Origin of the sequence: Ureibacillus galli (assembly GCF_014836845.1) — a bacterium.
Taxonomy (GTDB): domain Bacteria; phylum Bacillota; class Bacilli; order Bacillales_A; family Planococcaceae; genus Ureibacillus; species Ureibacillus galli.
Map to the genome: position 1 here is coordinate 58,408 of NZ_JACSQA010000008.1, position 22,776 is coordinate 81,183.

At 34.7% G+C, this 22,776-nt stretch carries 23 protein-coding genes; 9 read left to right on the forward strand and 14 right to left on the reverse strand.

The window, feature by feature from the left end:
* Positions 1-141 precede the first annotated feature (141 nt).
* From H9636_RS07680 to H9636_RS07690, 3 genes are all read left to right on the forward strand, one after another.
* Complete coding sequence (locus H9636_RS07680; protein WP_191707035.1) at positions 142-1,302, forward strand: class I SAM-dependent methyltransferase; 1,161 nt, start codon at positions 142-144, stop codon at positions 1,300-1,302.
* Positions 1,303-1,530: 228 nt separating this feature from the next.
* Positions 1,531-2,151, forward strand: coding sequence for a DUF47 domain-containing protein (locus H9636_RS07685; RefSeq protein WP_191707036.1), 621 nt, complete (start codon positions 1,531-1,533; stop codon positions 2,149-2,151).
* Between the two features lie 18 nt (positions 2,152-2,169).
* A complete protein-coding gene (locus H9636_RS07690) occupies positions 2,170-3,186 on the forward strand; it encodes an inorganic phosphate transporter (RefSeq protein ID WP_191707037.1) in 1,017 nt (338 codons plus the stop codon).
* Positions 3,187-3,283: 97 nt separating this feature from the next.
* Here H9636_RS07690 and H9636_RS07695 read toward each other — a convergent pair whose 3' ends face one another.
* The 10 genes from H9636_RS07695 to H9636_RS07740 form a co-directional block, all read right to left on the reverse strand.
* Positions 3,284-3,457, reverse strand: a complete 174-nt coding sequence (locus H9636_RS07695; protein ID WP_191707038.1) for a hypothetical protein — start codon at positions 3,455-3,457, stop codon at positions 3,284-3,286.
* A 13-nt stretch (positions 3,458-3,470) separates the two neighbouring features.
* Positions 3,471-3,929 carry a hypothetical protein gene (locus tag H9636_RS07700; protein ID WP_191707039.1) on the reverse strand — a complete coding sequence of 153 codons (459 nt, stop codon included), beginning with the start codon at positions 3,927-3,929 and terminating at the stop codon, positions 3,471-3,473.
* 42 nt (positions 3,930-3,971) lie between these two features.
* Entirely contained in the window at positions 3,972-5,051 is a 1,080-nt protein-coding gene (locus H9636_RS07705) for an AI-2E family transporter (RefSeq protein WP_191707040.1), read from the reverse strand.
* Positions 5,052-5,191: 140 nt separating this feature from the next.
* On the reverse strand, positions 5,192-6,889 hold the full coding sequence (locus H9636_RS07710; protein WP_191707041.1) for a M3 family oligoendopeptidase: 1,698 nt from the start codon (positions 6,887-6,889) through the stop codon (positions 5,192-5,194).
* A 151-nt stretch (positions 6,890-7,040) separates the two neighbouring features.
* Positions 7,041-8,789, reverse strand: coding sequence for a methyl-accepting chemotaxis protein (locus H9636_RS07715; RefSeq protein ID WP_191707042.1), 1,749 nt, complete (start codon positions 8,787-8,789; stop codon positions 7,041-7,043).
* Positions 8,790-8,951: 162 nt separating this feature from the next.
* Positions 8,952-9,671 (reverse strand): YebC/PmpR family DNA-binding transcriptional regulator, encoded by a 720-nt coding sequence (locus H9636_RS07720; protein WP_191707043.1) that lies wholly within the window; start codon positions 9,669-9,671, stop codon positions 8,952-8,954.
* Positions 9,672-9,796: 125 nt separating this feature from the next.
* A complete protein-coding gene (locus H9636_RS07725; RefSeq protein ID WP_191707044.1) occupies positions 9,797-10,255 on the reverse strand; it encodes a low molecular weight protein-tyrosine-phosphatase in 459 nt (152 codons plus the stop codon).
* 51 nt (positions 10,256-10,306) lie between these two features.
* The gene (locus H9636_RS07730; RefSeq protein WP_191707083.1) at positions 10,307-10,861 is read right to left on the reverse strand and encodes a lysophospholipid acyltransferase family protein; all 555 of its coding nucleotides are present in this window, start codon (positions 10,859-10,861) and stop codon (positions 10,307-10,309) included.
* Positions 10,862-10,937: 76 nt separating this feature from the next.
* Positions 10,938-11,777, reverse strand: a complete 840-nt coding sequence (locus H9636_RS07735) for a putative RNA methyltransferase (RefSeq protein WP_191707045.1) — start codon at positions 11,775-11,777, stop codon at positions 10,938-10,940.
* A gap of 61 nt (positions 11,778-11,838) precedes the next feature.
* Positions 11,839-13,092, reverse strand: a complete 1,254-nt coding sequence (locus H9636_RS07740) for an MFS transporter (RefSeq protein WP_191707046.1) — start codon at positions 13,090-13,092, stop codon at positions 11,839-11,841.
* Positions 13,093-13,270: 178 nt separating this feature from the next.
* Here H9636_RS07740 and H9636_RS07745 point away from each other — a divergent pair, with 178 nt between their 5' ends.
* The 5 genes from H9636_RS07745 (at position 13,271) to H9636_RS07765 (ending at position 17,771) form a co-directional block, all read left to right on the forward strand.
* Complete coding sequence (locus H9636_RS07745; RefSeq protein WP_191707047.1) at positions 13,271-14,137, forward strand: AraC family transcriptional regulator; 867 nt, start codon at positions 13,271-13,273, stop codon at positions 14,135-14,137.
* 141 nt (positions 14,138-14,278) lie between these two features.
* Positions 14,279-15,229 (forward strand): LytTR family transcriptional regulator DNA-binding domain-containing protein, encoded by a 951-nt coding sequence (locus tag H9636_RS07750; protein WP_191707048.1) that lies wholly within the window; start codon positions 14,279-14,281, stop codon positions 15,227-15,229.
* A gap of 147 nt (positions 15,230-15,376) precedes the next feature.
* Complete coding sequence (locus H9636_RS07755) at positions 15,377-16,225, forward strand: ABC transporter ATP-binding protein (RefSeq protein WP_191707049.1); 849 nt, start codon at positions 15,377-15,379, stop codon at positions 16,223-16,225.
* Positions 16,222-16,923 carry an ABC transporter permease gene (locus H9636_RS07760; protein ID WP_191707050.1) on the forward strand — a complete coding sequence of 234 codons (702 nt, stop codon included), beginning with the start codon at positions 16,222-16,224 and terminating at the stop codon, positions 16,921-16,923. The genes H9636_RS07755 and H9636_RS07760 overlap by 4 nt, the downstream gene beginning before the upstream one ends.
* Before the next feature lie 398 nt (positions 16,924-17,321).
* A complete protein-coding gene (locus H9636_RS07765; RefSeq protein ID WP_191707051.1) occupies positions 17,322-17,771 on the forward strand; it encodes a hypothetical protein in 450 nt (149 codons plus the stop codon).
* Between the two features lie 15 nt (positions 17,772-17,786).
* On the opposite strand, the gene H9636_RS07770 is transcribed toward H9636_RS07765, so the two are convergent.
* Complete coding sequence (locus tag H9636_RS07770) at positions 17,787-18,659, reverse strand: LysR family transcriptional regulator (RefSeq protein WP_191707052.1); 873 nt, start codon at positions 18,657-18,659, stop codon at positions 17,787-17,789.
* A 97-nt stretch (positions 18,660-18,756) separates the two neighbouring features.
* Between H9636_RS07770 and H9636_RS07775 the strand changes: the two genes are divergently transcribed.
* On the forward strand, positions 18,757-19,752 hold the full coding sequence (locus tag H9636_RS07775) for a YeiH family protein (RefSeq protein ID WP_191707053.1): 996 nt from the start codon (positions 18,757-18,759) through the stop codon (positions 19,750-19,752).
* 42 nt (positions 19,753-19,794) lie between these two features.
* On the opposite strand, the gene H9636_RS07780 is transcribed toward H9636_RS07775, so the two are convergent.
* The 3 genes from H9636_RS07780 to H9636_RS07790 are packed head-to-tail and all read right to left on the reverse strand — an operon-like array spanning position 19,795 to position 22,745.
* The gene (locus tag H9636_RS07780) at positions 19,795-20,688 is read right to left on the reverse strand and encodes a glycine betaine ABC transporter substrate-binding protein (RefSeq protein ID WP_191707054.1); all 894 of its coding nucleotides are present in this window, start codon (positions 20,686-20,688) and stop codon (positions 19,795-19,797) included.
* 13 nt (positions 20,689-20,701) lie between these two features.
* A complete protein-coding gene (locus tag H9636_RS07785; RefSeq protein ID WP_191707055.1) occupies positions 20,702-21,553 on the reverse strand; it encodes an ABC transporter permease in 852 nt (283 codons plus the stop codon).
* Entirely contained in the window at positions 21,546-22,745 is a 1,200-nt protein-coding gene (locus H9636_RS07790; protein ID WP_191707056.1) for a quaternary amine ABC transporter ATP-binding protein, read from the reverse strand. Before H9636_RS07790 ends, H9636_RS07785 begins: the two co-directional genes overlap by 8 nt.
* Positions 22,746-22,776: the final 31 nt, after the last annotated feature.

Here is a 22,776-nt window from a genome sequence, read left to right on the forward strand (position 1 = left end):
TTAAAAAATAAAATTTTCAATATACTGTTGTTATTATTTAGTTTAAAGCACCTTATTAGGAATTGAAATCTTGAATTTAACACTAACTAATACAGCTATGTTAAACTATTTTCAACAATTTAAAAGTAGAGGCTGATTCAAATGGATTTTGAACAAATGAAAGAACAATTTTTAAATCGCATTCATAGTAAGCAACTTATTCATGCGACCTTTAGCCAACCACGGCAAAAATCAAATGAGTTAAAACGTGTAAAACTAAAACCAATAGAACTGAAAGGGCAATACCATATTCAGTTGGAATATCAATATGAACGTATATTAAAACATGAAAATGTTTTATTAGAAAAATTTTCTGACTCCTTCGAAATACTTTTACAGCAATTTCGTCAAATCCACGCCCAATTTACGGATGAAAAAATACAAGTCCAATTGTCGAAAAAAAATAAGGTGCTTTGGAAAGTGGAAAAACTCGAAAATGCAAAACAAGTTAATCTTTCCCATAATCGGAAAAAGCAATATTTACTTGACGACTCAACACCTTATCCTTTTTTAATTCGTCTTGGCGTTCAAACGGAAGATGGTAAAGTGAAAAAGCAAAAGTTTGATAAGTTCAGACAAATTAACCGTTTTGTAGAGTTTATCGATGATTCTTTACAACATTTGCCCAAAGGCCGACAAATTCGAATTCTCGACTTTGGCTCAGGGAAGTCCTATTTAACCTTTGCCTTATATCATTATTTAAAGATCGAGAAGGGATTGGATATTCGGGTAACTGGCTTAGATTTGAAGAAAGAAGTTATAGAGGAATGTAATCGAATTGCTCATGATCTGCATTATGATCAGCTTGAATTTTTAGTTGGTGATATTAATGATTATAATGAGGAAAATGCCGTCGATATGGTTGTCACTTTACATGCTTGCGACGTTGCAACGGATATGGCCTTGGCACGTGCAGTAAAGTGGGGAGCTAAGGTAATTTTAAGCGTTCCATGCTGCCAGCATGAATTAAACAGACAACTTCATGCACCCGCTTTAGATATAATGACGCAACACGGGTTAGTCAAAGAACGTTTTGCTTCCCTTGCAACTGACTCTATTCGTGCGGAAATTTTAACCTTAGTCGGTTACGATACACAACTTTTGGAATTTATTGATATTGAACATACACCAAAAAACATATTAATTCGTGCTTACTTAACCGGGAAAAAACCAACATTAGAACAACGCGAACGCTACAATTCGTTTATTCAGTTTTTATCTGCAGAACCATTTCTACAAAAGGAACTTCAGCAATATTTTTAATTGGAACACTTCATAAAATCAAATTAATGGGCAAGTATATTATAGTAGGAGAATTATCTACACTGTAATGTACTTGCTTTTCTATTTGTGAACCTTTTTATGTTACAGCAATGTAAAATTTGTGAAATGAAACATTTAAGGTGTATAGATTTTTTAAAAATTTTGTTATGATTATTTAGGTTTTACATTAACTATTAAAAATTTGCACATATACCAGGGGGCATTTCCATGTTTAGTCCAAAAAAATCAGATCCATTTTTCTTATCTTTACACAAGATAGCGGAAAATATGAGAGAGGCTGTTCATTACGCAAGAGAATTTAAAATTAATTCTATTGCTGATTTAAAAGAACTTAGCGTTCGAATGAAGAAGTATGAAACGGATGGCGATAAATTAATCCATGAGTTAATCGTGATGTTAAACAAATCTTTCATGACACCAATTGAACGTGAAGATATTTTAGCATTAGCCAACAAAATGGATGATGTACTCGATGGAGCGGAGCATTGTATCGCCCATTTCGAAATGTTTTCATTTACTGAAATCGATGAATCGATGAAAAAATTCTTAGACTATATTTCAAAAAGTGCAGATGAAATCGTTTCAGCAACAGATCTTTTAAATAAAAAGGACTTAGTTGCGATGCGTAAACATATTATCCTAATTAAGGATTATGAACGCGAATGTGATGAAATTTCACGTTCTTCTACAAAGCAACTGTTTTTAAATGAAAAGGATCCAATCCGTCTAATTAAAATGCGCGACATCTATGATCAACTAGAAGAAATCGCTGACTCTACTCAAGATGTAGCGAATACATTAGAAACAATTATTATGCGTAACGCGTAGGATCAGGAGATTTTATAAATGGATACTATATTAATACTTACAATATTAGTCGTAATCTTCGCTTTAGCTTTCGACTTTATAAACGGTTTCCATGATACAGCTAACGCAATCGCCACATCCGTATCAACTCGTGCATTACCTCCACGGGTTGCTGTATTAATGGCTGCTATTATGAACTTTATTGGGGCAATTACTTTCGTTGGAGTGGCAAAAGCCATTGCAAAAGATATCGTTGATCCCTTTTCATTGAACGTTACGCCAGATGATACAACTGGTACAGTCGTTATTTTGGCTGCTTTATTATCTGCTATTACTTGGAACTTATTAACTTGGTACTTCGGTATACCATCAAGTTCTTCCCATACATTAATCGGTTCTATTGCCGGTGCAGCAATTGCGGCAGCTGGATTTGGAATATTAAATTACAATGGTTTTTCAAGTATCATTGTCGGTTTAATCGCTTCACCATTTCTTGCTTTAGCTATAGGATTTATCTTTATGTCTGCATTTAAAGTCATTTTTAAAAATTTCAACCTTTATCGAACGAATAAAGGGTTCCGTACAGTACAAATTTTTACAGCGGCTATTCAATCTTTTACTCACGGTACAAACGATGCTCAAAAAGCAATGGGTATTATTACGATGGCTTTAATTGCTGCCGGCTTACAATCAACAGATGAAGTGCAAGAATGGGTACGAATTGCCTGTGCAATTGCAATGGGTCTTGGTACTTCAGTTGGTGGTTATAAAATCATCAAAACCGTTGGGGGTAAAATTATGAAAATCCGCCCTGTAAACGGGGCTGCGGCAGATTTAGCTTCTGCATCCGTTATTTTCGGTGCAACACTGATTCATTTACCAGTTTCAACGACTCACGTAATTTCTTCTGCAATTATGGGGGTTGGATCTGCACAACGGGTTAAAGGTGTAAAATGGGGAGTTGCTCGTAAAATCGTTCTGACTTGGATTATTACAATGCCAATTTCTGCGGTTATGGCCGGGATTTTCTTCCTTATCCTCAACCTATTCTTCTAAAAATCATACTATAACCAAACGAAAGTTTTCGTTTGGTTTTTATTTTGCATTAAAAAAAGAGCTAAGAAGTTTATCCTTCTCCAGCTCTTTTATGATTTTATAATCGGCTAATTTCTTCCTTATTAACTGGTGTTATTAAGGAAGTCTCATTAATTGTCGTATCTTTTTTCGGTTCATATGTTGCAAAAAATATTTGCATCGCGATGACAATTAATAAACAAATTACTACGATAAATGCAACAAAATAAATGGCTACTTTTTTTCCGCTCATTCTGTTTCCCCTTTTATTTTTTCAAGACAAATCCTTCATCATGTAAATAATTCACTGCTGCTTCTCGCGTTCCAAAGGATTCTTCTAAATTATTTTGATGGTAAATATCCCAATTCCATTGATCGTGGATTAGTTTTAAAATGGTACCGTCACGGGAAACCCATGTTTCCTCAATTGGTATATCGGTCTCTTCCGATAAGTAGTTTATTGAGTCACGAATAATTTCCCGTAAAGATTTTTCATCAAAATCGCGAATGTTGACTAATCCTTTATCATTTGCCAACTCCTCATATTTTAGCAAGTCTCCAACATAAACAAATCCATTACCGTTCGGATGCATCTTTTCAATAACAATCGTTTTTTCGTATAAGCTTTCTTCGAAATGATAGTTCAATCGCTTTAATGAAATTTCCTTTTTGGTTAGTTCAGGAAACGATTCAATGATAGATTGTTTTTCTTCAAATGATAACATGAATAAACTCCTTCGTATCTCTACTATGCAATCGCTTTTTCATTATACCGACTTAGTAGCAGCCTCTTTTATTTTTTTCCGTTCTTCGTAAATATTTTTTACCACCGCTTTAATAACTGCATAAGTTGGAATGGCAATAATAATAAAAATAAAGCCACCAATATTACCCGCTGCCAGAACAATTGTAATAACCGTTAACGGATGCACATCCAATGTTTTCCCCATAATGTTTGGTGTAATTAGGTTACTTTCAATTTGTTGAGCAACTAAAGTTATTACACCAACCCAAACGACTAAAATTGGATCTTGCACTATGGCAACGACAAGGGCAGGTGCTAATGATATCCATGGTCCGATAAAAGGAATCATATTCATAAAGAAAGCAAAAATTGATAGTAATAACGCATAATCCAGATCGATAATTAAGTATCCGATAAACATCATCGAAGCTAAAATTAAACTAATCAATACTTGTCCTTGAACATAATTTCGTAATACATTGTCGATATCGGATAAAGTCTCTTTCACCCATGTACGTCTTTCACCTGAAAAGATTTTATAAATATTCGGAGCAAACTTTTCATGGTCTTTTAACATATAAATAAAAAAGAACGGTACTAAGATTAAAGTAAACACTGCTGAAAATGTCCCACTGACGATAGAAACAATATATTTACTTCCCGTCATTGCAATGTCTTGAATGGAATTTGAAATGGAGTCAACAAAGTTTTCTACCTGTGGAGGTAAATTATCTTTGTTATCTAGTACAATGTCGGCTGTATCCATTATTTTATCTCCTATATAAGGAGCATTTTTCACTAAATTATTTACCTGCTCCGAAATTGGATTACCGATTAATAAAAGAATTCCTGTTACGATTCCTGCTAATAATAAAATAATCGTAGAGATACTCGCCCATCTTGGAGCGCCCTTTTTTTCCATAATTCTTTGTAACGGTTCGGATATGTAGTAAAGTACACCGCCTAACAATAACGGGATAAATATCGTTTTAATAATGATAAAAATCGGATTAAAAATCCAATGAATTTCAACAACGTATTTAATAATTAAAAGTGCTATGATAATCCCTATACCAACTTGAAACCATACTTTTTTTGTCATATACGCTCACCCCTTTCCACATTGTTCCATCAATCATTATTTCCTATTCAACCATTATATACTATATTTGATTTTATAATATGGAATCGAAAGAAACTACAAAAAAACTCTCGAAAGATTTACTTTCGAGAGTTTAAAAACTATAATGCGGCATCATCTACAGAGTTTAAATATCCCTCAATAGCACCAATTACCGATTCCACACATCCATCTTCAAATGGGGAAATTAATCCTGCTTCTTTTACTAATTTCGTAAACGACATGGAACCACCCAAGCCACATAAGTGAATATAATCTTTCCACGCTGCTTCGAAATCTTCTCTTGAACGTTTCCAAAATTGGAACGCACAAACTTGAGCTAATGTATAATCAATATAATAGAATGGACTACCGTAAATGTGCCCTTGGCGTTGCCAGAATCCGCCTGTCTCTAAATATTCATAACCGTCGTAATCGCGGTGAGGTAAATATTTTTCTTCAATATCCTTCCATGCCTGTTTACGTTGAGCCGGTGTCATTGCTGGATTTTTATAAACAACATGTTGGAATTCGTCGACTGCAACACCGTATGGTAAAAATAATAGCCCACTACTTAAATGGCTAAATTTATATTTTTCTGTTTCTTCTTTAAAGAATAATTCCATCCATGGCCAAGTAAAGAACTCCATACTCATGGAATGGATTTCAGCAGATTCATAAGTTGGCCATAAATATTCTGGAATGCCGATATTGCGGCTAGAATACACTTGGAACGCATGACCCGCTTCGTGTGTTAGTACATCAATATCACCAGAAGTTCCATTAAAGTTAGAGAAAATGAACGGTGAATCGTAATTATCGATAAATGTACAATAACCGCCGCTTTCTTTCCCTTTTTTCGCCTCTAAATCCATTAATTCACGGTCAATCATAAAATTGAAAAATTCACCTGTTTCAGTGGAAAGTTCTTCATACATTTTTTTACCGTTCTTTACGATCCATGCAGGATCACCTTGTGGTTTAGCATTCCCTGAAAGGAAGTTCAATCCTTCATCATAGAATTTAAAATCGCTAATTCCAATACGCTTTGCTTGTCTTTTATAAAGTTTTGTCGCTAGGGGTACAATGAGTTTTTGAACTTGATCTCGGAAATTCGCAACCATTTCTTCGTCGTAATCAACACGATCCATATTCACATAACCTAACTCAACATAATTTTTATAGCCGAGGGTCGTAGCAATTTTATGGCGAAGATGAACTAACTTATCATAAATCTCATCGAACTTTTCCCCATTTTCTGCAAAGAAGTTAAATCTTGCTTTCATTGCCTCTTTACGTACTTCACGATCTGTTGATTCACCATACGGTGTTAATTGAGCAAGGGTTAATGTTTTCCCATCAAACTCAATTTGTGCAGAGGCTACTAGCTTGTTATATTCGGAAACAAGTTTGTTCTCCTGTTGCATTAGTTCAATAACCTCTGGGGAAAAGGCTTTAATTTGATTTTCAGCCAATGCAAATAGCTGAGTCCCCCATTTTTCTTCTAATTGCTTTCTATAAGGAGATTTCACCAGCTCTTTATAGTATTCAAATTTGAGTTCTTCAAATTGAGGTGAAACTTCATCTAAATAGTCCCGTTCCTTTTGATAAAACTCATCATTCGTATCAATTGAAGCACGTACATATACTAAATTTTCTTGTGTTGAAAAATCATTTCGGAAAGCATTAATTTTTTTAATGATTTCACTTTGGCTTTCAACGGAATCTGCATTTTTAAACTGCTCGATTAGTTCACGAATGTTTTTCTTTAGTTCATCTAGGTTTGGTCTTTTATATTCATAATCTTTAAATGTTACCATCCTATTGCACCCCTCTTTTTTCACAATTCACTTCATCATCTATTATTAACGATTTCTTCCAGAAGAGCAACTATTCTGATAATTTTTAAGATTAATAGGATGTAGAAAATAAAAAGTACATTCTGAAACATCGAATGTACTTTTCACTAAACTAAATTTTAAATTTACTTATTTCCTCCATCATTTCTTTAGAAGTTAATTCAAGTAATGCAACAACTTCTTCAAGTTTATCAACCATATTTACTTGAATGTCTGTTGATCCGGCCACTTCTTTTGTTTGATTAGTCGTATTCGATACAAGTTTATTCATCTCTTCTGTAGATGCTAAAATTTCCTCTGAGCTTGCAGACATTTGTTCAATTACGGCTGAGTCATCTTGTATCTTTGAGTCTACTGCGGATACAACGGATGAAATTTGATTTAACATTTGCCCAATTTCCATAACTGACTGGTTCCCCATTTTTACTTCTTCTGTGCTGTTTTCCATCTCTTCTAAAGCTTTATTACTAATTTGAACGAATTTTTGAAGATGGTTTTGAATATCATCGGCAGAGCTTTTCGACATTTCCGCAAGTTTTCGTACTTCATCGGCAACGACAGCAAAGCCTTTACCCGCTTCCCCTGCTCGTGCAGCTTCAATAGCCGCGTTTAATGCAAGAAGATTTGTTTGATCAGCAATGTTTGTTATAATCGATACCATCTCTTTAATAGAATTGAATTTTTCTCCCATTTCTCGAACATAACTTTCAGTATGCAGAACAGATGTCTCCACGTTTTGAATTTGGGAAACAACTTGTTGTGCATGTTCTACACTAGTAGTGACTAAACGAGTCATTTCGGTAGATGATTCGGCAATTTCAGAAGTTGTATCTGCTAATCTTTGAATACCGATAGACATTTCATTCATCGCTTGTGTTACTTCTTTATTACTTTCTTCTTGTTGGTCGCTACTCGAAGCAATTTCAATAATGCTTGAAGCAATGGTCGTAGTCGATTGTCCTACTTGAGTTGCTGCAGTTTCCAATTCAACAACTACCCGTTCCAAATTTTTTGATTTCGTATTTATTTTCAATAATGTTTGGGACAAATTGTTTAAAGCTTGAGAAAATGTTTTCGAAAAGATGGCAATTTCATTATGTTGTTTTAACTTTAGAGTAGACAGCGTTTCATTGACACCTTTTAAATTCCCGTCGGATAATTGATCCGATGCTACTTTTAACACTTCTAATGGCTTTAATGATTTATTCACGTAACGATAAACAATAAATAATCCGATTAAAATAATCATTAAAAAAATAACTCCAATTTTTGGGACGATTCCCATCATCACATTTGAACTTACTTCATCTACATATGAAGCATCAATATCAATACCTAAGAAGGCAACGACTTCACCATTTTTATCTTTCATTGGAATCGTACCGGAAATATATTCCCCAAATTCACTGCTTAATAAATCGGAATGATAAGAACCATCTTTCAACACTTTTTGTAAATGTTCATAGGTGGTTGATCCAGAAGCGTCACCAATAGTAGCTGCATTTTCTGTATCTTCTACGGGCATACCGTCGACTAGAAACGTCACATCTTCTCCTTTTTCAGGAACTGCGTATGTATAGGCATAGAGAACACCATTCATCTCACGTAAATCATTTAATTGTTCTCTTAACTCCCAATATAAATCGTTTTCCTCTGGATTTTCTGCTAATTTTTTATATTGTTCAACATCGATAAACTTCAACATATTATTAGCGATTTCAACTGTTCGTTCCCCGACTGCTTCCTTTACAGATTCCCTCGAATTATACATCATTGTAAAAGTATAAATGCCTAATAATAAAACAAAAACAACGATAATAATGGATAGGATTTGTCTTGATAACCGTTTCCCTTTGTTCATGTATAAATGCTCCTTTAAATAAATTACTCAAAGTTCTTATCGACCCTTTTTGATGGATATTAATAAACCAATTTAAATAAGCAAATCTTATTCTTTTCAACAAAAAAACCAGCAGCAATAAGCTACTGGTTCATTTTTCTATTTAACTAGCGAACTTTACAATTATTCTCCTAAATCTGCATTATGGTAGACACGTTGTACATCATCTAAATCTTCTAATGCATCGATCATTTTTTCAAACTTCGCTTTATCTTCACCTGTTAACGTCACTTCTGTTTGCGGAAGCATTGTTAACTCAGCTACTGTAAATTCACTAATACCCGCTGCTTTTAAAGCCTCTTGCGCTACATGGAATTGGTCAGGCTCTGCATAAACGATCACTGTACCATCTTCTTCATATACGTCGCGAGCATCTACGTCTGCTTCTAATAATATTTCTAATACTTCATCCGCTGTTTTATCTTCAATACCGAACACCGCTGTTGAATCGAACATATAAGTAACAGAACCTGTTACTCCCATATTTCCTCCATTTTTTCCGAAAGCTGCGCGTACATCTGAAGCAGTACGATTAACGTTGTTTGTTAATGCATCTACAATGACCATTGTTCCGCCAACTCCAAATCCTTCGTAGCGTAACTCGTCATAATCTTCCCCGCCTGCACCTTTTGCTTTATCAATTGCTTTATCGATAATATGTTTTGGCACATTATATGTTTTCGCTCGTTCTAATACAAATTTTAAAGCTGAGTTAGATTCCGGATCTGGTTCACCTTTTTTAGCTGCAACATAAATTTCTGTACCAAATTTCGCATAAATACGACTTGTATTTTTATCTTTTTCGGCTTTCTTATCTTTAATGTTATTCCATTTACGACCCATTGGATTCACTCTCTTTCCATTTTAATAACTATATTTTAAGGCATATAATGATAACCTTTAAATGATATGAGACTGTAATATTATACACTATTCGTTTGACAAAGAGAAAGGTATCATATTCCATCCTACTTCTCCCTTAAAATTTTCTCCAATAACGCTTCGCATCCATCTACTACCAGTTCATAAGTTTCTTGAAAATCCCCTGTATAGTAAGGGTCTGGCACATCTTTTTTATGATCAGTTAAATCTAAAAATCGGAATATTTTCGGATGTTCTGGCTGGCCTAACATTTGACGTATGTTACGCACATTACTACTATCCATTCCTATGATGTAATCAAATGTTTCGAAATCTTCTGTTGAGAGCTGTCTTCCTTTCATACCACTAGTTGAAATACCGAACTCTTTCAGTTTTGCTTTAGTGCCTTTATGGGGAGGCTCTCCGATATGCCAAGAACTAGTTGCAGCCGAATCTACTTTAATTTGATCACTTAATCCTTTGTTTTCCACTAAGTGGCGCATAACCGCTTCAGCCATTGGGGAGCGACAAATATTCCCTAAACAAACAAAAAGTACACGTGTCATATTGATTCCTCCTTACAAAAAGCACTTTCCAATATGGAAAGTGCATGTACATTATTTTTTAATTTTCGATTTCAAATCTTCTGTTAAACGTTCCAGCTCTTTTTCTAAAAATTGAGTTGATTCGTCCCTTGCCTCTTTACCACTTCCAACTGTAAATGGTTCTCCATAAATCAGATAGCCTTTTTGACGCTTAAACACTTCGCCAACGTTTCTTGGTCCTACATAAGCTGCCGGTACAATTTGAGCCTTTGATAGTTGGGCAATCGTAATCGCCCCTTGTTTTAATTCTGTATTTTCTGTTGATCGGGTCCCGCTAGGGAAGATTCCAACCACTTTTCCTTCTTTTATTAGTTGACGTGGGATTTTAATAACGCTTGGCCCTGGGTTCTCTCGATCTACTGGGAAAGCATTTAAATTGGCAATAATCGAGCCAAATTTCCCTTCAAATAATTGTTTCTTTGCCATGAAATGAATGTGCCGTGGATATAATGATACACCTAAGTTTAAAATATCTACATATCCATTATGGGTACAGGCGATAATATAACCGCCTTCCTTCGGTAAATTTTCTTTACCATATACCTTTGCTTTTGAGCCATTAAGCATTAAAAACACATTAACAAGATTAGCTCCAATATCATATAACACTTCAACATTCCTACCTTTTTATAATATCTTTAGTTTATTTTGTTCCTTCTCCAACTAATATTTCAAGATCAATTGTAATTTCATTTAAAGATAAATCCTTTTCTAAATGCCAACCAAGGGGCGTCATTTCTAGAAGCTTAGGTACAAGCTTTTCATCCAAAGGCATTGTATATGTAATACGCTCCTGTTTGACATTAGCAAAATGTTCTTTAAATCTCTCTACCGTTTGTTCGTTTGTATAATGTTCTTTTTCCGAGTTCGCAAATGCTTGTCTGCGTATTTCTTTTAAATAGTCTGATTGGGGTACTACTTTTATTAATTTCCCTTTTTCATTTAACAATCTACTGAATTCACCGTAGTTAGCAGGGGATAGAATATTTAATATACAATCAAAGGATTGTTCTTTAAAAGGACTGTTGGCTAAATCTCCTACACACCAAATTTTATGCTCATAAAATTTTGCCGCAGATTGGATTCCTTCCTTAGAAATATCAATCCCAACAGCCAACACTTGCTGTTCCAATTCATTTATAACTTTATTTAAATGAGAACCTTCACCACAGCCAGTATCTAAAATCGTTTTCGTACGGTTCCCTACATATTTCGCAATCGCCTTTTGGACCGGCTCATATAAACCACTATTCATAACTTCCTGACGAGATTCAAATAGATTTTTACTATACATGGATGTGAAAGGTTTAATCATGAAATTCACATATCCTTGTTTTGCAATATCGAAAGAATGATGATTATGACATAACACATGGCCATCGTCACTTACATGCATATCCTTTTGGCAAATCGGACATGAAAAAAGTGTTTCATGTTCTTTCATATATAAAATGCTAGCAGCTCTTTTTGATACTTTCCCCACATTCATGCTCCTTTTTAAGTTGCTGTAAGTATCATATCATCTATTCCCATAGAATGAAAAACTAAACAATTTCCTTTGGAGATTGTTTTTTAATGAGGATGACAAATAAACTAGCTAGTAAACAGAAAGCTCCTGCCAAAGCGAATGCCCACATGTAGGAACCGAACACTTTATATACTACACCCCCTGAGTAGGCTGCTACACCTGCACCTACTTGATGAGCTGCAGTAATCCACCCATACATCATTGCACTTTTTTCTACCCCAAATTTTTGCCTCGTTAATCCGATTGTTGGCGGTACAGTTGCTATCCAATCTAATCCGTAAAAGATTGAAAAAATGACTAGCCATGTGTAAGACCCTTGAGCAAGTGCAAAGGGTAAAAAGACTAAGGAGAGTCCTCGAAGCAAGTAGTACCAAAATAATAGCCACCGATTATCAAAGCGATCAGATAACCAACCGGAGATGGTAGTTCCAATTAAATCGAATACTCCCATAAATGAAAGCATTGCCGCTGCTGTCACTAAAGGAATACCAAAACTAACACAATAGGAAATGAAATGGGTACCAATAATACCGCTAGTAGATAAACCACATATAAAGAAACTTCCCGCGAGCAACCAAAATTCTTTTACTTTTAACCCTTCAACTAATGATATAATCGCCATTTTAAAAGGATTGCGATTTGTTGATAAAGGGGGCTGTTCTAGTTCTTCATCTTGACCATAGGGAGTCGTTCCAATCTCCTTTGGCCAACTTTTCATAAATATCGCGATAACAAAAAGCATTGCGATGCTTAAAAAGAAAATGAATGCAATGGCAGCACGCCAAGAATAATTATCTACAAATGCCGCTAAAACCGGTAGTAAAATTAATTGTCCTGTTGCCGTAGCCGCCGTTAAAATACCGACGGCAAGACCCCTTCTTTTCACGAACCATCGATTCGCTACTTGCGTACTCAGAACTGTTAAAAATAATCCTGAACCGACACCTAACATGACACCCCAAATAACTATTAACTGCCATTTACTTTGCATGATAAACGTTAAGCCTAAACCTACTGTCAAAATAGCCATCGAATAAAGCATCATTCGCTTTAAACCAAAAACATCCACAAAGGCTGCCATAAAAGGTCCAGAAAAACCATATAAAAACAAACATATAGCAATTGCAAAAGATATTGTTGGTCTATCCCAACCGAATTCGATTTCAAAAGGATCGATAAAGATTCCTGAAGATGATCGAATAATCCCCGCAACAATAATTGCTATAAATGTTACTGCTAATACAATCCAACTATAATGGATTTTTCTCATTTCTCCACCCTTAAAAATTGTTTTCTTCCATTGTACACGAAGTCATATATAATATTTATAGAAAATTCTAAATTATTTTCTCAAAGTAGTTCATTTAGTTTAAACCTGTCCGATGAGAGCACAAAAAGACAAGAATATGTAATCATTACAAATTATCATAACAATAGAGGTGAGCATTATGGGGTGGTTAGAGTCCATTCAAAAAGCAATACAGTATATAGAAATGAATTTATTAGACAATGAACTAACAATCGAATCGATTGCTCGAGCTGCTAATTCTTCTGTATTTCATTTTCAACGTACATTTTCAATATTAACAGATATTACTGTTAGCGATTATATACGTAGACGGCGGTTGACATTAGCAGCACAAGAACTGATCAATACAGACCAGAAAATTATCGACATCGCTTTTAAATATGGATATGAAACACCTGAGTCCTTTACAAAAGCTTTTCGAAAACAACATCATATTTCCCCATCAGAAGCACGTAAAAAAAAAGGGACTTTACAATCCTATAATCGCCTCGTTATTAAAATACAATTGGAGGGAGCAGTACCTATGAACTACCGAATTATTGAGAAAGATGCATTTCAAATTGTTGGAGTAAAACGAACGTATAATTTTGAAAACGGGGAGAACACCCAAAACATACCTCATTTTTGGAATGATGTACACAAGGATGGAACGAATGATCGGTTGTTTGAATTAAATAACGGAGAAGTAAAAGGAATTCTTGGAGTTTGTAGTGTAGAGAAATATAAACAAGATGAAAAATTAATGGATTATTGGATTGCAACTGCCTATAATGGCGAAGTACCGGAAGGATTAGAAGCATATGAAGTACCTTCGTCTAAATGGGCTATTTTTGAAGTTCATGGACCAATGCCCCATGCCATGCAAGATACTTGGAAGAAAATTTACTCTGAATGGTTCCCTTCCAACCCATACGAACAAGCAGGGACTACGGAGTTAGAAGTATATTCAGATGATGATCCAAACGATCCAAATTGCTACTCAGAAATTTGGATTCCAATCAAATAATCATGACTAGGCGCTCGTTTTCTTTTAACGGGCGTCTTTATGTTTTTTACCTATTAGAAAATAGCGAAACTTTCCTATTATTTCCTATTGTGTATAATCGTATTATAGTCTAACTTTTCAAAAAAACTAGGGGGCTTTACAATGAAAACAAACTTAGCTATTACAATTGATGCCTTTTTTATAGAAGGTAATTTAATTTCCCCAAAGATTGAAATGCAACTGGAGGAAGAGTCGATCGTTGGTATTTACTCAGATGTGGCAAAAATTAACTTTTTAACAAAACAACTTGCTTCCAATCCAGAAATACATATGGAACATAGAGAAAGCGGTTTGTATCAACGCTTAACTATTAATGAATACATTAATTTTGTCAAAGGTATTTACAATGCTACCGTCGAGAATAACCATTTACTACAATTATTGGATTTCGTTGATCGAAGAAACGTAAGGTTGGAAAAATTAACTTATAGTGAGAAACAAAGATTGCGATTAATCCCTTGTTACATTAACGAAAAGCCTATTCAAGTAATAGAAGAACCGTTTCAAAACTTAGATGAACATTCCAAAGAGACTGTCTTGAATTACCTTCTATCATTAAAAGAAAAACAAAAAACTGTCATATTGTTATCAAATAATATGGAAAATGTCCTTTTAGCAAGTGATTTTGTTTTTCGATTAGATTCAGAAGGATTACATAAGTTAGACGTAAAAGAAGAAGAACCGTTAATGATTGAAAAATCCGAGTTGACTCCGATTCGTTTTGAAAAAATTCCAACGAAGAAAAACGAGAAAATCATTTTATTCAATCCTCCTGAAATCGATTATATTGAAAGTGTTGAAGGAGAAGTATTGGTTTATGTTGGCGGGGAACGTTATCCTTGTTCGATGACTTTAAATGAATTAGAACAAAAATTAACACCCTTCGGCTTTTTCCGTTGCCATCGTTCCTATATTGTTAACTTACAAAAAGTTAGAGAAATCATTACTTGGACACGTAATAGTTACAGTTTATCCCTGCATACTTCTGAAGAAAACATTGTCCCATTATCTAAAAATAAATTAGTCGAATTAAAACGTATTATAGGGATTTGACCAATTTCCTGGGAAATTTCCATCGTCCATTTAAAGAAATTTTGACACCTTTTATCATGAAATAACTCCTTTCACCGGAAATATACTGCTGTTTTCGTTTTTTCTTATTATTGTTAGGATACATTCAACTAATTAGGAGGAACGAGAATGACGCATGTAATTGATGTTCAACATTTACAAAAACTGTTCCATCAAGAAGTAGCATTACGTGATGTATCATTTAGTATTAAAAAAGGAGAAATTTTCGGATTTTTAGGACCTAGTGGGTCAGGTAAGACAACTACGATAAAAATCTTAACTGCCCAATTAACAAAAAATAAAGGGCAAGCATACGTATTTGGAAAAGACGCTAAAGAAATGAGTAAAAGTTCCAATCGAGCACGTTTCGGCATATTAACGGACAATAGCGGCCTTTATTTAAGATTATCGGTAGAGGAAAATTTATCACTTTATAGTAAATTGTATAATTTACCCAACAGTTCTGTAAAAGAAGCGTTGGAATTTGTCAATTTATATGATGTACGGAAGAAAAAGGTGAGTCAATTATCGAAAGGGATGATTCAACGGGTTACATTAGCACGCTCTATTATGCATAAACCTGAGTTATTATTTTTAGATGAACCTACCTCTGCCCTTGATCCAGTTAATACACAACATATTTATAATGGATTACGTAAACTTAATGAAATGGGTACGACCATCTTCTTAACAACCCACGATATGAGTGAAGCTGAAACTTTATGTGATCGAATTGCCTTTTTGCATAAAGGGAAAATACGAGCAATTGGTTCACCCCAACAATTGAAAAAACAGTTTGGGGATGACACGATTACAGTGGAATTAATTGATGGAAGTGAGCATTGTATTGAAAATTGTAAGGATGAAGCAAAAAAAGTTTATGATTGGATGAGAAGTGGACTTATATCTCGTATTTATACAAACGAACCGACTTTAGGCGACATATTCTTACAAGTGACTGGAAGTGATTTAATATGAATTTTTCTCGTATACAAGCAATTTTCATTAAAGATTATAAAGAGTTTTCACGGAATTATGCCGTTTCAATAATGGTTCTTTTACCATTAATTATGGCTTTTATTTATAACAAAACAGGTGTAAATAATATACAAGCTTATTTTTTACCAATTAATTTAGCCTTTACTTCTGTAACTGCCTTTGTACAATGTTGTTTAATTGCCGAAGAAAAGGAAAGAAATACCCTACGTAGTTTAATGTTATCGCCAGCAACATTGTTCGATATATTACTGGGGAAAAGTCTACTTGTATTTTCAATTTCTGCGGTTACGGTGCTACTTTCCATTTTTCTAGTCGGATACAACCCTGGAAATTGGCTTATTTTGGGCATTGCACTGTTCCTTTCAATTGTTTTTTACACTGGTTTAGGAACACTAGGTGCCCTTTTTACAAAAACAATTTTAGAAGCATCCGTTGTCATTTTACCAATTATATTATTGTTTTCCTTCGGTCCCTTCTTAACAGTATTAGCAGAAAATATTCCTGTTTTAAAGGTGGCAGAGTGGTTACCAAGTACTCAAATTATTTTATTAGCAGAGTCATTAGAAGTAAGCTATACCCTTTCTGATGTACTAATACCTATAATGACCATACTGATTTGGACCATCATTATATGGTTATCCACTATCTTCCTTTATAAAAAAAGAATGGTTGATTAAAAAAGAGAAGACTGACTAATTTCAATGTCGTCCTTCTTCTCTGTTAATTTCAACGAAAAAGATATACCAACTTATCACTATTTATGAATGATTAATTTCTTTTTTATTTCCTTACTTAAAAAAATTAAGCAAAATAAAAATAAATGAATTTCATTATGTATTATTTCCTAATATATTGGCACAATACTTGAAAAGAATAATTCACATATAACCTTCTTCAGCTGTAAATCGGGATGTTTGTTTTATATCATAATGACTACTAAATAAGATGCGGATTCGATTTGATACTATGAGATACAATAACAGTCTTTTATACAAAGGTCATTCATAAAAAAGAACTTACTGTAAATAATAACGGTAATGTCTTAACATTCCTAATAAAGACGGAGGTTTTAACTGTGGACATTATAGAGGGAAATGCAATTCCTGCATATCTTGAATCCAATCAGCTCATTATTGAACTTGAAAGTGTCGATATATACAATAATATAATTTTTCCTGTTCAAGCCAAAGAATACGATATCAATCCACAAGAAGAAGTACCATATGATTTAGCACAAGAAAGAAATGCTCAAAAAAGTGTAGATGAGGGACATTCTCCTTGGCGATTAGATCCTCTACTTTCGGCGCAAGTTTTTGTTAGTTTAAAAATATCCCCCGAAGGGATAGAGGGAGATTATCCGATTGCCAAAGAGAGTCTTAAGCTTTTACACAGTACAACGGATTCAGCTATTGTAGAAGTCAATGATACACAAACGTTGATTAAATATGTTTATTTAAAAAGACTAATTCGACAAGATCCTACTGGTATATGGACTGTAGTTGGTTATGATTACATCAATAAATAAACTCAGGTGATGAATTTAAGTTAATTCATCACCTTTTTTTGATGTTTCTCTTATAAAATTCAAAAACATTTCTGTCGTTTTTGATTGAAAGGGGGTTTTTAAATAAATCATATAAAAATCCCTCTCGTAATAAAGTTGTTCTTCATCCACTATAAATAACTTTTTATTGGCTACTTCTTGCTGAACAGTCCATTTTGATAATAGGGATACTCCTACCCCTTCCTCAACTGCTCCTTTTATTAACTGCGTACTGCCAAACTCCATCATTTTTTGCGGTTTTAAACGATGTTGCTGAAAAAAACGTTCGGTTGCAGCACGCGTACCTGACCCCTTTTCCCTTACAATCCAAGTAGTCTCATGTCCTATTTCAGTAATCGGTTCATTTGAAACAACTACCATTCTATCCGTTGCAAGCTTTTCACTTACGATACGGGATGGTTCAATCATTCCCTCTATAATCCCAATATCTATTTTTTTATCTATCATTTCCTGTGCGATTTCCGATGTGTTTTTTATTAAGACATTTGGTTCCACTAAAGGGTACCGTTTTATAAATTCCGCTAATTTTGAAGGAAGAATATATTCCCCATAGGAATAGCTTGCACCGATTATTAACGGGCCTTTCACTACATTCATTAACTCATCTAACGATTGGGTCATATTTTCGGATAGCTTTTTCATCTCAAGGCAATATTGAAAGGCAATTTGTCCGGCAGCAGTTAAATGTAATGACTTGGACGAACGGTCAAATAATATAACACCTAAATCCTTTTCTAAACTCTTAATAAATTGACTAACGGCGGGTTGGGTCATATATAAAGCTTCCGCTGCCTTTGAAAAGCTACCAAGCTCCACGATTTTTAAAAAGACCATTATCTTTTGATTCATAAAACCCCTCACATAAGTAATTACTTATATATATTATCAATATAATTAATTTTTATTTATACTCCATCCATATTACCATAATAATTGAAAGGTAGGCATGAATCGTATGACGAAATATGCAACGACTGGATTTTATTTAGGTATTTTATTAATGGTTTCTATCACGCTTTTAGCTTATTGCTTAAGTTTTATTCCCGTCTTTTCCCTTCTAGGTCCTTTAGCAATTGCCCTTTTACTAGCGATTATTTATCGTAATGTATATCAATACCCCGAAAAGTTTCGATGTGGTATTCAGTTTTCTTCAAAAATCATTCTACGTTTAGCCATTATATTGTATGGAATAAGGCTAAATATTAAATTAATTGTCGATGAAGGATTTCCCCTACTAATCCGCGCTGCGATTGTTATCATTTTTGCTCTTTTTATAACATTTACTATTGGTAAAGTATTTGGTGTTGATCGTAAACTTCTACTATTACTTGGTTCCGGTACTGGTATATGTGGAGCTGCTGCAATTGGCGCTATATCTTCTATCATTGATTCAGACGAAGATGATACTGCAATGGCAATAGGTATGATTGCATGTGTAGGAACGATATTCGCTTTAGCTGCACCAGTTATTGCTGCAATAACGAGTATGACTCCCGAATTATATGGACAGTGGGTAGGATTTAGTCTTCATGAAATTGCCCACGCACTACTTGCGGGTTCTTCTTTCGGTGATGAATCATTAACACCTGCCCTACTTAGTAAGTTAAGCCGTGTATTACTTCTTTTCCCTGTCACAATGATGATTGTCCTTTTTCTTTCAATGAAAAATAAAAACGCTCATAAGAAAGCATCTTTTCCTTACTTCTTATTAGGATTTATCGTTGTTTCCATTATCGGTACAATCGGCTTACAAAATAAATGGCTGTCTACTTCTTTTCAAAATAATGTTTCTTCCTTCGCTTCCTTTTTATTAACTGTAGCTATGGCTGCCTTAGGGATGTCTGTTGATTTTAAAAAATTAAAAAAGAATGCGTTAAAACCGCTCTGCACCCTACTTCTCACTTCTATTTTATTAAGTTTATTCGCGTGGTGGATTTTATAAAAAAAAATGTACTTTCCGTTCAGGAAAGTACATTTTTTATTTTTATTCGATTCCTTCAGTCCATTCAGCAACTTTATCTGGATTTTCATCAACCCATTTAGCTGCAGCTTTTTCAGGGTCAACGCCATCATTAATTTCAAGCATGACAGATTCAATATCCTCTGGAGTCCAATGGAAAGCATCTATTACTTTAAACGCTTCTGGCATATCTTCTTCTAACCCTTTACGAGCAAATGTATTAATAGTTTCTTCTCCACCAAATACACCTTTAGGGTCCTCTAAATATTTCAAATCATAAGAAGAGAATTTCCAGTGTGGAGACCAACCTGTAACAACTACGTCTTCTTCATTCTCAATTGCTTGACCTAAAGCCACTGTCATTGCACCTGAAGATGATGGAAGTAGTTCCCAATCCGCTAAATTAGCATACTCTTCTAACGCTTGTTCCGTTGCGGCCATAACCCCTGCACCTGGTTCAATACCAGTAATCGTTTTGTTTGCTTCATCTGTTAAATCTTCGATTGAATTAACATCCATATAAGAAGGTACTACTAAGCCAATTTTAGCACCGGATAAATTTTCGCCTAATTCTACTAAACTATCTTTATATTGTTCATATTGTGCGCCATGGGTATTCGGTAACCATCCTGCTACCATCGCATCAGCTTCTCCTTTTGCAACAGCTTCCCACATAATCGCATTATCAAGTGGAGTTAGTGATACATCATAACCTAAGTCTTCTAACACTTTTCCAACTACATGGGTTGAAGCAATTTCTGTATCCCACTCAACATAAGCTAAATTAATCTCTTTTGAATCATTTTTTGAAGCTCCATCTTCTGAACCTTTTGCACCTTCATCGGAACCGCTACAAGCAGCGAGCAATGCCCCCATGCCTAAAGCTAAGCCCATTATTTTTAACTTTTTAAAGTTCATCTAATCTTCCTCTCTATGATTTCTTTTTATTCAAGCTTTGCGTTAAACGGTCAATAATAATGGCGAACACAACAAGACTAAGTCCTGCAACAAAGCCATTTCCAACTTGAGCACGTTGCAAAGCAGATAAAACCTCTCGTCCTAATCCTGGTGCACCAATCATTGATGCAATGACAACCATTGATAATGATAGAAGTACGGTTTGGTTAATACCTGCCATAATAGTTGATCTTGCTAGTGGTAATTCAACTTTCAATAACTTTTGCCAACCCGTACTTCCGTAAGAATCTGCAGCTTCCACTAATTCTTTTGGTACCTGTCTAATACCTAAGTTGGTAAAACGAACTGTTGGAGGTAATGCGAAGATTACGGAAGCAAAAACTCCTGGTACTACACCAATACCGAAGAAAGCAACAGCTGGTATTAAATAAACAAAACCAGGCATTGTTTGCATGAAGTCTAATATCGGTTTAATAATGGCTTCTGCAACTGAACTTTTAGACATTAAGATCCCAATTGGAATACCAATGATGATGGCAATGATACTTGCAAATATAACAAGAGTTATTGTATTCATCAGCTCATCCCATAAACCTTGGTTATATATATAAAACAAACCGACTATGGAGAAAATGGCTAAGCCAAATTTCCTTTTTGTTGCAAAAAACGCTATAAGCGCAATCATTAAAATAAATACAACTGGTGGAATCGCAACGAGCATCCCAGTAATGAATTCCATTGCTGTTTTACCACCATTTTGAACAAAATCAAAGAGTGGTGAAAAACTTCCAGTTAACCAGTCCATTACATTTTCAACAGTATCTGCTACAGGTAATGTAGGAATACTATCTAGCATTTTACTCATCCTTCGTCACCCCCTCAGTTTCAGAAGCAAGTGATTGAATGACAACGCCTCTAATTAACACACCGACTAATTTATTTTCATTTACTACTGCAATTGGAGTCGGTGATTCCGAAATAAGCCCTAACACATCTTGAATTAGCATATCTTTCGGTACTGTTGGCATATCAGTTTTCAAGAAACTAACAACGCTTTTTTCACCACGTTTTGCAGCTTCCAACGCATCATCTGCAGTTATATAACCTTTGAACGCTCTTTTTTTATCGATCGCTAACAAAACACTAACCTCTTCTTCTCGCATACGTTGTAGCGCTACTTTCGGTCCATCCAGTTCAATATTGACCGTAATTGGACGTATCATCGCATTTTCAACTGTTAATACTTTTGAACGGTCAACATCTTCTAAGAAAGTTTTGACATAATCATTAGCGGGATTTGTTAATATTTCTTCTCCCGTACCGATTTGAATGATTTTTCCATCTTTCATAAGGGCAATACGGTCACCAATACGTAATGCCTCATTTAAATCATGGGTAATAAAAATAATGGTTTTCTTCACTTTTTGTTGTAAATCTAATAATTCATCTTGCATTTCTTTACGTATAAGTGGATCGAGAGCAGAAAAAGCTTCATCCATTAATAAAATATCAGGGTCATTAGCTAATGCTCTTGCTAAACCGACACGTTGCTGCATACCACCTGAAAGTTGGCTCGGATATTGATCCTTATAAGGTAATAAACCAGCGTTATCTAAAGCCTTTTCTGCTTTCAATCTTCTCTCTTCTTTAGGAATGCCGCGCACTTCTAAACCATATTCTGTATTTGCAAGGACTGTACGTTGTGGGAATAAACCGAAGTTTTGAAACACCATACTCATTTTTTCACGTCGAATTTTTCTGAGCTGTTGTTTATTCATTTTGGAGATATCTTCACCATCTATGTAAATACTGCCGCTTGTAGTTTCAATGAGGTTATTTAACAATCTTACTAATGTAGATTTACCACTACCAGAAAGGCCCATAATGACAAATATTTCACCTTCATTAACGGTGAAGTTTGCATCGTATACTCCAATCGTCGCTCCTGTTTTTTCTAAAATTTCTGTCTTACTTTTTTTCTCTTCGACAAGCTTTAAGGCATTCGTAATGTGCTTACCGAATATTTTTGTGACGTGCTGCACTTTAATCTTTTCCATACCAATCTCCTTTCCTATTTCTGTATGTTAC